The sequence below is a fragment of the Corynebacterium sp. HMSC04H06 genome (genome assembly GCF_001815935.1).
In the GTDB taxonomy this organism is placed as follows: domain Bacteria; phylum Actinomycetota; class Actinomycetes; order Mycobacteriales; family Mycobacteriaceae; genus Corynebacterium.
Genome location: NZ_KV823409.1, coordinates 1 through 10,493 on the forward strand (window position 1 = coordinate 1; position 10,493 = coordinate 10,493).

The 10,493-nt window shown below is 60.6% G+C and carries 11 protein-coding genes; 9 read left to right on the top strand and 2 right to left on the bottom strand.

The window, feature by feature from the left end:
* From HMPREF3067_RS02290 to HMPREF3067_RS02310, 5 genes are all read left to right on the top strand, one after another.
* A partial coding sequence (locus tag HMPREF3067_RS02290) for an IS3 family transposase (protein WP_070768127.1) occupies positions 1 to 202 on the top strand: 202 nt, incomplete at its 5' end.
* Between the two features lie 186 nt (positions 203 to 388).
* Positions 389 to 2,929, top strand: a complete 2,541-nt coding sequence (locus tag HMPREF3067_RS02295; RefSeq protein WP_070768128.1) for a YhgE/Pip domain-containing protein — start codon at positions 389 to 391, stop codon at positions 2,927 to 2,929.
* Positions 2,929 to 4,977 carry a YhgE/Pip domain-containing protein gene (locus HMPREF3067_RS02300; protein ID WP_070768129.1) on the top strand — a complete coding sequence of 683 codons (2,049 nt, stop codon included), beginning with the start codon at positions 2,929 to 2,931 and terminating at the stop codon, positions 4,975 to 4,977. The genes HMPREF3067_RS02295 and HMPREF3067_RS02300 overlap by 1 nt, the downstream gene beginning before the upstream one ends.
* A 55-nt stretch (positions 4,978 to 5,032) precedes the next feature.
* A complete protein-coding gene (locus HMPREF3067_RS02305; protein WP_070768130.1) occupies positions 5,033 to 5,395 on the top strand; it encodes a YidH family protein in 363 nt (120 codons plus the stop codon).
* Positions 5,392 to 5,691 (top strand): DUF202 domain-containing protein, encoded by a 300-nt coding sequence (locus HMPREF3067_RS02310; RefSeq protein ID WP_070768131.1) that lies wholly within the window; start codon positions 5,392 to 5,394, stop codon positions 5,689 to 5,691. The genes HMPREF3067_RS02305 and HMPREF3067_RS02310 overlap by 4 nt, the downstream gene beginning before the upstream one ends.
* Before the next feature lie 126 nt (positions 5,692 to 5,817).
* Here HMPREF3067_RS02310 and HMPREF3067_RS10925 read toward each other — a convergent pair whose 3' ends face one another.
* Positions 5,818 to 6,144: a DUF559 domain-containing protein gene (locus tag HMPREF3067_RS10925; RefSeq protein ID WP_083319096.1), complete on the bottom strand. Its 327-nt coding sequence runs from the start codon at positions 6,142 to 6,144 to the stop codon at positions 5,818 to 5,820.
* 171 nt (positions 6,145 to 6,315) lie between these two features.
* Here HMPREF3067_RS10925 and HMPREF3067_RS02320 point away from each other — a divergent pair, with 171 nt between their 5' ends.
* The 3 genes from HMPREF3067_RS02320 to HMPREF3067_RS02330 all read left to right on the top strand — a co-directional run bounded on the left by HMPREF3067_RS02320 (position 6,316) and on the right by HMPREF3067_RS02330 (position 7,972).
* Positions 6,316 to 7,056 carry a Crp/Fnr family transcriptional regulator gene (locus HMPREF3067_RS02320; RefSeq protein ID WP_141759304.1) on the top strand — a complete coding sequence of 247 codons (741 nt, stop codon included), beginning with the start codon at positions 6,316 to 6,318 and terminating at the stop codon, positions 7,054 to 7,056.
* Positions 7,057 to 7,212: 156 nt separating this feature from the next.
* Positions 7,213 to 7,449, top strand: coding sequence for a heavy-metal-associated domain-containing protein (locus HMPREF3067_RS02325; RefSeq protein ID WP_070768133.1), 237 nt, complete (start codon positions 7,213 to 7,215; stop codon positions 7,447 to 7,449).
* 205 nt (positions 7,450 to 7,654) lie between these two features.
* Positions 7,655 to 7,972 (top strand): hypothetical protein, encoded by a 318-nt coding sequence (locus tag HMPREF3067_RS02330; RefSeq protein ID WP_070768134.1) that lies wholly within the window; start codon positions 7,655 to 7,657, stop codon positions 7,970 to 7,972.
* Positions 7,973 to 8,181: 209 nt separating this feature from the next.
* Here the strand turns inward: HMPREF3067_RS02330 and HMPREF3067_RS11595 are convergent, their stop codons facing one another.
* Positions 8,182 to 8,310, bottom strand: coding sequence for a hypothetical protein (locus HMPREF3067_RS11595; RefSeq protein ID WP_256381262.1), 129 nt, complete (start codon positions 8,308 to 8,310; stop codon positions 8,182 to 8,184).
* 304 nt (positions 8,311 to 8,614) lie between these two features.
* Here HMPREF3067_RS11595 and HMPREF3067_RS02335 point away from each other — a divergent pair, with 304 nt between their 5' ends.
* Positions 8,615 to 10,489: a heavy metal translocating P-type ATPase gene (locus HMPREF3067_RS02335; protein ID WP_070768135.1), complete on the top strand. Its 1,875-nt coding sequence runs from the start codon at positions 8,615 to 8,617 to the stop codon at positions 10,487 to 10,489.
* Positions 10,490 to 10,493: the final 4 nt, after the last annotated feature.

Consider the following 10,493-nt stretch of genomic DNA (forward strand, 5'->3'; position numbering starts at 1 on the left):
CTCCTACAAGAACGAGCTGATCCATACCCGGACGTGGAGCGACGTTGTTGAGGTCGAGATTGCAACGTTTGAGTGGGTCAATTGGTGGAATGAGTCTAGGCTCCATCAGCGGCTGAACTACCGGACGCCGGCCGAGGTTGAATCAGAGTTTTGGGAAAGTCACCCAGTCCAAGAAAGAATAGAAAACAAGGCAAATGCCTAGGAACAAAACCCGGGGCACTTCAGGGGGGGTGTCGAAAAGTTTTGTTTGTCACTACAAGGTGCCTGCGCATGAGGAGAGGGGTTTGTTTCAGCAAACCATATCAATCGTTAATTGTTAATCATGGAAATTACTTTATGGGTTTCGGCAAGTTAGAGACTCGAAGCTTCAACGGGTACACTGCCTTCAGTGCGCCAAAGTTGGAAGATTTTCGTCAGAGATGTAGCCAGGCTTGGCCGCGTCCCCAGGGCATGGATCATCCTCATCGGACTCATCATCACCCCCGCGTTGTATTCATGGGTGAACATCGCGGCCTTTCGTGATCCTTATGGCCATACCAACAACATCGAGGTGGCCGTGGTCAACGAGGATAAGGGTGCTAACAACGAGCTGACGGGGAAGATAGATGTCGGCAGCGAGGTCATTGAGAAACTCAAAAAGAATGACCAAATAGGCTGGCAATTCCTTGAGCGCGATGAAGCCGAGAAAGCTCTATTAGAGGGAGACGTGTATGCCTCGGTGACGATTCCGGAGGACTTTAGCGAAAACCTCGTGAGCATTCTCGACGGGAAGTTCACGCAGCCGCAGCTGGTCTACCGAGTTAATGAGAAGAACAACGCCATCGCCGTGAAGATCACGGATACCGGTGCGAATGGCCTGGACAAGCAGATTACCGCGGCCTTCAAGGAGCAGGTGGCCACCGTTGCTGCGGAAAACGTCAAGGATACCGGTACTGACTTCGAGCGAAAAGTCACGCGCGCGATGAACAACACCAGCTCCGCGTTCGGGGAGACCGCGCAGGAGATCGACGGCAACCGCGAGAACCTCGCGCGGATCCAGGGAAAGCTTGACGCCGCTGCGGATTCCACGTCTGGCGCCAAGTCCACGGTGGCTGATGTGAGCACCGCGCTGGGCGACGCCCAAGCCGCCCTCACCGAGGTCTCCTCCCTGGTCGAACAGGCCCAAGGAGGCATAGGGGACTTCACCGATAAAACCACCGGCGCCTTCGTCAGTGGTGCAAGTGCGGTGGCGGACGGTACCGCCCAGGCGCAGGAATCCATCGCGGATGTCACCGCGGGTCTGAACCAGGCTGGTGACCGCTTCGATTACGCCACGCAGCGGGCCAATACCGCCATTGATGCAAGTGCGGAGTCGATTGCGCAGCTTAAGGCATTGCGCGATTCCGCAACGCTCTCACCGCAGGTGGCCAAGGAAATTGATGATGCCATCCAGCGCCTCGATGAGGGTAATGAATCCAACCGCCAGTTGGTGGGGAACCTCAGTGCGCTGAGCAAGGATACCCAAGCCGCGGCGGATAACGTGCAGGCTAGCGCGGAGGCCATCAACCAGGCGGCGGCCGATACTAAGGCCACCTCGCAAACGCTGCGCGATACCGTGACGACGGCCGTGCCGGAGATTAACCGCGCCATGAGCAGCCTGAGCTCTACGGCGAGTGCTTTGAGCTCCACCCTGGAAGCCCAGAAGGGCACCATGCAAGAGGCAGACGGTCTCTTGGATGGTGTGGCCCAGCAGCTGCGTGCCACGAAGGACACCTTGTCTGATTTCGATGCCAACCTCCTTGCCCTGCAGGACAGCCTGCGCGCTATGCAGGGCGATGTGGGTTCGCTGCGTGTTGCGATGAACTCCAAGGTCGTTCAAGATGTCACCGGACTGGACGCGGAAGAAATTGGTAGGTTCTTTGCCGAGCCCATCGAGCTGAAGACCGAAACCGTGTACCCGGTGGACAGCTACGGCTCCGCCATGGCGGCGCTGTTTACCAACCTCTCACTATGGATTGGTGCCTTCGTCCTCATGGTGATCTTCCGCGTCGAGGTGGATAAAGAAGGCTTCGACCGCGTCACGGTGGGCCAGGCCTATATGGGCCGCTTCCTCCTTATGGCCTTGATGGTCATCGTCCAAGCCATCACCGTGACCGTGGGTGATCTGCTCATCGGCGTGCAGACCGTGAACGCGCCCGCTTTCGTCCTGACAGGCGTGCTCGTGGGGTTGGCGTATCTCAGCATTATCTACGCACTGTCGTCATCTTTGGGCCATCTGGGCCGAGGGCTCTGCGTGGTCTTCGTCATTATCCAGATTCCGGGTGCCTCGGGCCTGTACCCGATTGAGCTCTTGCCCAACTTCTTCCACGCCATCTACCCACTGCTGCCCTTCACGTATGGCATCGATGCGATGCGCGAAACCATCGGTGGCTTCTACGGCAACCACTATTTCAAGAACATGGGTGTGCTCGCCTTCATGTTCATTCTGTTCTTTGTCTTCGGCCTGCTGCTGCGTAAGGCCTTGGCGCACTTCAATGCCATTTTCAACCGCGAGCTGCGGGATACCGAGCTCTTTGACTATGAAAACGTGCAGGTTGTCGGCTCGGGCTACCGCATCGCAGACGTTATCCAGGCGCTGGATAGCCGCAGTGGTCTCAAGAAAGACTTGGACCGCCGCGCACACGACTGGGGCTATTGGCTCAAGCTGGTGGCCATTGCCGGCGTCATCGGAGTGGTGATCCTCATCGTGGTCTCAGGGCTGCTGCCTGCCCAGAAGCCACTGATCCTGGGCATTTGGACCGCATGGTGCTTCCTCATCATCGTCGCCGCGGTGACCCTGGAATACCTGCGCATCAGCCTCAAGCAGTCGGCAAAGCTCGTGACGATGGATGAGGACGAAATTAAGCATCCGGCCCGCATCGGCGCAGATTCCACGGAGGGGGAGAGCTAATGCGTGGAACACTCGGTCTTTTCCTCAATGACATGCGCACCGCATGCCGCAACGTGATGAGCGCGGTGATGCTGGTGGGCCTCGTCGTGATTCCAATGCTGTTCACGTGGTTCAACGTGCTCGCTAGTTGGGATCCCTTCGACAACACGAGCCAGCTCAAGGTGGCGGTGGCTAGCAAGGACACCGGCTATGAAAGTGATCTACTACCGGTGCCCATCAACGTCGGCAACCAGGTGCTCAATGAATTGCGTGCAAATGAGCAGCTAGATTGGGTTGTGACCACATCCGACGAGGCGATTGAAGGTACGAAGTCCGGTGAGTATTACGCAGCCATCGTGCTTCCGGAAAACTTCAGTACCGACATGATGAACTTCTACACGGATGGTTCCAAACCCGCGGAATTGTCCTTCTACATGAACGAGAAGAAGAACGCACTGGCGCCGAAGATTACCGGCCAAGGTGCAGAAGGCGTGTCGGCCCAGGTTGCTGAGGCCTTCACCACGACGGTCGGTGACGTATCCTTCGACCTCGTGACCTCGCTGTCGGATTTCTTGAACAAGGGCGATACCAAGGCTGTCCTGGACCGGATGCAGGCGCGCGCGGATGGCGTGCAGACACAGCTGGATATGGCGGCGCGTACCGCGCGCTCCTTTGCCGGCCTGGTCGATACTGCGGTTCCACTCATGGAGAGCGCTCAGCGCATTGCGGACTCGGCGGATCTGGATCTGCCGGAAGTCCAGTCCTCCTCACTCAACATTTCCACGGACGCCCTGCAACAATCTCTTGATGCCACCAGTGCTAGTTATGACGTGGTGCGTCAACGCGTTGATGCGCTTTTCGACGACGCCTCCACCTCCCGCGCCGACCGCGTCGCCGCGCTCAACACCTTTGCCGGCCAGGTAGAGGGCCCCATTGCCCAGTACCAGAACCTGCACGGCCGCATTGAAGCCCTGCCGCTTCCTGCCGGAGATAAGGAGAAGGTGCTGGGCCGTATCGAGGAGGCGATTGAGGCTCAACGCACTCTCCACGCGCGCCTCACCGCAGCGGCCAACGCGCCTGAACCCACGAAGCCCGACCTGTCTAGCTTCGACGATGCGAAGAAGGCAGTGGAAGGAATTTCTACCTCTGGCCTGCGTGAATCCCTGCGTGCGCTGCAGGATTCCTTGGGGCAGGTGAGCGCGGACTTGGATATCGCGAAGACCCCCGTCACTATCGATTCCTCCTCGCTGACGGACGCGCAGGACGCAGTGCAGAAGCTTGCCTCTGGCCTGCAGGATAAGGCCAACAAATTCGCCGATCTGAAGAAGGATATTGACTCCACTGCGGCGTCCGGTGACCTCAAGAAGCTGGCGGACCTCATTGGTTCTGATCCCGATGCTTTGGCGCGTGCGATTGCTGCGCCAGTGGACGTCGACAGGCAAGCGGTCTACCCAGTCAAGAGCTTCGGCGCTGGTATGACGCCCATGTATACGGCGCTCGCGCTGTGGGTCGGTGCACTGCTGACTGCAGTGAGCGTGCGCACGGACGTGGTGGACAAGGACAAGTACTCGCCGATGCAGCGCTTCTTCGGCCGCTTTGGAATGTTTGCCGCAGTTGGCCTCGTGCAGTCGACGATGCTCATTCTGGGCCTCATCTTCTTCGTGGGCATTGAGCCCGCGCACCCGATTCTCATGCTGTTGGCGGGTTGGGTTAGCTCGCTTATCTTTATGCTGATTTGCTACACCTTCGTGGTTTCCTTTGCCAACGCGGGCAAGGCGCTGGCGGTGCTCATGTTGGTGATTCAGGTGTCTTCGTCGGGAGGCGCCTACCCCTTGCAGGTGCTTCCTGAGTGGTTCCAAAACATTAGTCCCTGGCTGCCAGCCACCTACACCATCCGTGCCTTCCGCGCGGCCATCGCCGGAACCTATCAAGGTGATTTCTGGCTCTCCCTGTTCGCTCTCTTGCTCTTTGCCGTACCGATGCTGGTTCTGGGCGTGGTCTTCCACAAGCCACTGGAGAAGTTCACCAACGGCTGGGTGGAGACCTTGGAAAAGACCAAGCTGATGTAGTGCCTATACGCGCCTCGGACTGTGGAGCGAGGAGCGGGGCGCTACAGTAGCGCCTATGATGAAGGCACGTTTCCCGGGCTCGGTGTATGGAACAGGGGAGGAACCCGACCCGCGCTTCAGCATGGCTAATGAGCGCACATTCCTGGCGTGGATTCGCACGTCGCTGGCCTTTATCGCCGGCGGTGTGGCTCTGGAGACCTTCGAGCTGCCGCTGAACACCACGCTGACTCGCGTCGTCTCCGTCATCATGCTGATCGTCGCCATCATCCTGCCGGCGGTGGCATGGTCTCACTGGTGTGCCTCCGAGCGCGCAATGCGCCATGGGCGTCCGCTACCAGCTAGCCCGGCGTTGATGCTGATTGTTGGTGTGGTGATCATCATCGGCCTGATGATTCTGGTGGGCGAGCTACTAGCGTGAGCGAGCTTTTTGATCCTGGCCTCCAACCCGAGCGCACCCGCTTAGCCTGGCAGCGCACGGGGCTCGCGGGCCTCGTTGCCGGTTTGCTCGTCGTGCGTTCCGTTGCACCATGGGCCGCGCTGATTGTTGGGGTAGTGGTGGCGGTGGGGCTGTGGTTGGCCACCGCCAAGCTTCGCCATGCTGACGAGATCCTGGCCCGAGCTCAATCACCTGCTCTGCCTGGGGCCGCGGCGCTCGCCGCCGTTGCCCTGGGGACGATGCTTCTCGGGGCGGTTGCCTTCTTCGCGCTGTGGTAGCTCGGTTTGAACTTCCACAACCGCAAACCCCCAGACCTCGATCCCGAAACTCCCTGGTGGGCGGTGGGGCGTCGGCAAGCGCTAGGCGACGCCCACCTGCAGGTTGCGGGTTTCAGGTCTGGGGATCTAGTGGAGGTTTCGGGGGCCAGCGGCTAAGTGCCGCGCGATGGTGTTGATGAAGTCTTCTGGAGCTTCGCGCAGTTCTTGGGGAGAGAAGCGTAAGACGACAAAGCCCTGGTTCAGGAGTGCCTTTTGGCGTTGATGTTCGGCCCGAATTACCTCTTCCAGCTCGTTCTCGTATTTCACATTGCCGTCGATTTCAATGAGGAGCCAGCCATTAATCGCGAGGTCGGCGTAGTACTGATTGACTCGGTATTGGGCGCGCAGGCTGCGAACCGCGGGAAGGTCTGCGTCGAAGTGGTAGTACCGCCCGGCCATCTCGTGGTGTCCCATGACCTACAACAGGTGTCTATGGACGGGCTCATCAAGGTCGTCACCGACATCACCTCCACTGCCCACTCCCCAGGCAGCGAGTGGTGAGGGCGCGCGGCTGTCGGTTTGTCGGAGGCTTTTGTTCCTCCGCTTCCGCGGTCATTGCTCTCCGGGCCCGGTAGCATGGGGCTTATGGCTCGCAATCCCGTCCGTCCCACCTGCGCTCAGCCGCATCAGTGCTCCCTGGACGTGCGCATGCAGGTCCTGGCCCGTTCTCCGCTGACCAAGGAGCTGAACCCACTACAGCACAGGGAGCTTGACCAGCATCTGACCTCCTGGGCCTGGGCCGCGGGTGATCCCATCCTCCTAGCCGGCGAGCAGGCTCAGGGCAGCTATATGGTAGCCTCCGGTCGGGCTCGGATCACCCGGGACACCATCGATGGCCGCGAAATCACCGTCGACATCGCCGCCCCCGGGGATGTCATCGGCCCACTGCACACCTATAGCTCCCCAGCCACCGACTCAGCCTGGGCGATCGAGACCACCTGCGCGCTCTACCTGCCCGCCGAGGCCCTGGCCGAGGTCGCGGAAGCCTACCCGCAACTGGCGTTGGCGATCATACGGATGCAGCAGGACCAATTGGTCCGGTCCCGGGAACACCAGACCGCACAGATCACCTCGACTGTCGAGCAGCGCGTGGCCGCCGCCCTCCAACACCTGGACGCTAAGCTCGGGCAAATCCGACAAGACGGATCCAGCCTGCTTCAGGTCCGCCTGCGCCGCGACGACGTGGCAGGCATGGCCGGCACCACCGTCGAGTCCGCCTCCCGGGCAATGGCGAGGATGAAGAAAACCGGTGTCATCGACTCCGGCCGCGAATGGATCGCCATTACCAACCACCAGGCCCTGGCCGACCTAGTCGCCGACCTCTAAAACGCCCACATCCCTCTCTCTTTTCCAGGACAATTCCCTGGTCGGAGAGATTTGTCGTTGTTTGATCCAGGTCAAGGAAGTAACCCGGAAAGGACCGTATCTTTAAAGGTGCAAGCACAGGAACATAACGATAAAAGATGGAAGGACCTGGTTACGATGACCACCCCAGCCACGCTGAAGAACACCACCTTACGCTCTGATGAGTTCACCTGTCCGAGCTGTGTCGCCAAGATCGAAAACAAGCTGAATGGTTTGGACGGCGTAGAGAATGCGGAGGTGAAGTTCTCCTCCGGACGCATCTTGGTCACCCACGACCCACAGAAGGTCTCCGTACGTGACCTGGTTACCGCGGTAGCCGAGGTCGGTTACACCGCCAAGCCGTCGGCGATCTGACGTACTCCCGACCCCACAAGCCCGCCCGCACCAGAAAGTGCCGGCGGGCCATCTGTGCCCCCGGGCTACGAGCACCACAGTCTTTTTGCGATCCAGATCTCACTTTGCGGGTACTTGATGCGGATCAAGGTACTTTCTCCGGATTGTTCATAACTTAATGAGTGTCACAGAAAACACCTGATCTTCATCATGAAAGGACACCACCATGGCCGAAGTGACCTTTGCCAGTCTCCACGAGAGGATGAACTTCCTGCTCAAGGACCACGGGGTTGAGAACTTCGACGAGTCGGATCTGGACCTCGAATCCGTCTCCTCACTGCACGCCAAGGCGAACGCGTTATGTGCCGCCCACGGCGGTGACCCCTCCCGCATGGCGAACGATACCCTCGCCCAGCTGCACCCGAAGCTGGACTTCCTGATGAAGGGGCACGGCGTGGACACCGACACTGCCCGCCTGGACTTGAGCACACTGGAGGCTGTGGATGCCAAGGTCAACGCCATTGTCAACGCTCACGATCATTAGCGACTAAACCATCTTTCCGAAGTAGGAGCCGCGCTGTCCTCATGCCCACGCCGACCCGTGAACGACAGGGACCGAATCTTCTCGCAAGAACTCGAGCCCTGAATACAGGGGACATCCAGGGTGCCATACGCAACGGCTACTCCCGCCTATCACAGGGTGGCGGCGTTGTACCGCGTGAGCCGTCCTGCGGGTTAGGACGACACTATCACCTAGGACATCTCAATGAGACCCGTGACGCCTACCAGCGACGCGTAGATGACGACCTCGCCCTGTTCCCCTCCGTTGCGGCGCCTGACCCACACGGCCGCCACCCGATCCGGGAATGGCTGAGCACTCACACCGGCCCTCTCATGGACGCCGGCTGTACCGCCAAACCCTCGGCCTACTAAACACCCCCTATCCGAGTACCCGGGAAAGGAGCATGATCGACGCCACGTCATCTCCACGCTAGGAACCCACCAGCACCGTGCGGTGCTGGTGGGTTCCTAGCGTTGACAGGCCACGTGGCATACTCTTCTGCTCCACCTCGTCAGGTCGGAGGTGTGTGGGTAATTGATCCAGGTCAAGGAAGTTTCTCCGGAATTTTCCTAACTTAATGAGTGTCACAAGAAAAAGACCCTCAAAAAGTAAAGGACACTCATCATGAAGACCTGGAAAACCTGGGGCGTGGTCGCCGTCTCAGGCCTGCTGATCATCCTGTCCTGGCTCACCCCCGCTGGGTGGCTGTCAGACGGATTCATGATCGCCGCCGCGGTGGTCGCCGGCTGGCAGATCGCCGTCTCCGCCGTCCAGGCCCTGCGGATTAAGATGATCTCGATTGACCTGCTGGTCATCGTCGCCGCCATCGGCGCGCTGTTCATCAACAACTACTGGGAATCCGCCGCCGTCACCTTCCTCTTCGCCCTGGGCAAGGCCCTGGAGAAGGCCACAATGAACCGCACCCGCAAGGCGCTGTCGGACCTGGTGGACGCTGCCCCTGAGACCGCCACCGTGCTGCGCGACGGTGAGCCCGAAACCGTTGAGATCTGGGAACTGACCCCCGGTGACCTCGTGCTCGTGAAAAACGGCGAGCAGATCCCCGTCGATGGACGCGTGCTCTCCGGTCACGGCGGGGTCGACGAGGCCACCATCACCGGGGAATCCGTGCCCGCCGAGAAGGCCCAAGCCTCGGAGGTCTTCGCCGGTACTTGGCTGCGCTCCGGGGTGCTGCGCATCGAGGCGATCGGCATCGGCTCGGACTCCACACTGGCCAAGATCATCCACCGCGTCGAAGACGCCCAGGACGACAAGGCAAAAACCCAGACGTTCCTGGAGAAATTCTCGAAGTACTACACCCCCGGCGTCATGATCGCCGCCTTGGCCGTCGGCCTGATCACCCTGAACGTTGAACTGGCCCTGACCCTGCTGGTCATCGCCTGCCCGGGTGCCCTGGTCATCTCGATCCCGGTCTCGATCGTCGCCGGTATCGGACGCTCCGCCAAGGACGGGGTGCTCATCAAGGGTGGCGAATACCTGGAGACCTCCGCGAAGGTCGACACCGTAGTCGTCGACAAGACCGGCACCCTGACCAACGGCCGCCCCGAGCTGACCAACGTCGACGTTCTCGACCCCGCCTACTCGGACGATGAGGTGCTCACCCTGGCCGCCCGTGCCGAAACCGCCTCCGAGCACCCCCTGGCCGAGGCCATCATCCGCGGCGCGAAGAACAAGGGACTGACCATCGACATGGTCGAGAAAGCCAAACCGGTCACCGGCAAGGGCATCATCGCCCACGTCGACGACCACATCGTCGCTGTCGGTGCCGGCGACCTGCTCGACCACACCCCGGATACCCCCCGCATCCTCGAACTCAATGACCAGGGCAAGACCGCCATGTACGTCGGCGTCAACGGACGAGCCATCGGCATCGTCGCCGTCGCGGACACCATCCGTGACGACGCCCCGGCTGCTATCCGGTCGCTGCATGACAAGGGCGTGCGCGTGATCATGGCCACCGGTGACGCGCAGCGGGTGGCCCGCAACGTCGCCGCCGAACTCGGGGTCGACGAGGTCCGGGCCGAACTCATGCCTGAGGACAAGCTCGAGATCGTGCGTGAACTCCAGGCCCAGGGCCGCACCGTGGCCATGATCGGTGACGGCGTCAACGACACCCCCGCACTTGCTCAGGCCGACATCGGCGTGGCCATGGGGGCCGCTGGTTCACCCGCCGCCATCGAGACCGCCGATATCGCCCTGATGGCCGACAAGCTGCCGCGTCTGCCCTATGCCCTGGGTCTGGCCCAGCGCACGGTGCGCACCATGCGGGTCAACATCGCTATCGCCCTGGCCACCGTGGCAGTCCTGCTGGCCGGTGTGCTGCTTGGCGGGGTGACGATGTCGATTGGCATGCTCGTCCACGAAGCCAGCGTCCTGATCGTCATCGCGATTGCGATGCTCCTGCTGCGCCCCACCCTCAAGAAGGGCAACGTGGAAGAGGTATCCGCCACCGATGCCGCGAAGGAGGCGCTGAGCGCCTAACACC

Coding starts and splice junctions, on each gene's coding strand:
- HMPREF3067_RS02300 (WP_070768129.1), top strand. CDS start 2,929: ATGCGTGGAACACTCGGTCTTTTCCTCAATGACATGCGCACCGCATGC.
- HMPREF3067_RS02305 (WP_070768130.1), top strand. CDS start 5,033: ATGATGAAGGCACGTTTCCCGGGCTCGGTGTATGGAACAGGGGAGGAA.
- HMPREF3067_RS10925 (WP_083319096.1), bottom strand. CDS start 6,144: ATGGGACACCACGAGATGGCCGGGCGGTACTACCACTTCGACGCAGAC.
- HMPREF3067_RS02320 (WP_141759304.1), top strand. CDS start 6,316: ATGGCTCGCAATCCCGTCCGTCCCACCTGCGCTCAGCCGCATCAGTGC.
- HMPREF3067_RS02325 (WP_070768133.1), top strand. CDS start 7,213: ATGACCACCCCAGCCACGCTGAAGAACACCACCTTACGCTCTGATGAG.
- HMPREF3067_RS02330 (WP_070768134.1), top strand. CDS start 7,655: ATGGCCGAAGTGACCTTTGCCAGTCTCCACGAGAGGATGAACTTCCTG.
- HMPREF3067_RS02335 (WP_070768135.1), top strand. CDS start 8,615: ATGAAGACCTGGAAAACCTGGGGCGTGGTCGCCGTCTCAGGCCTGCTG.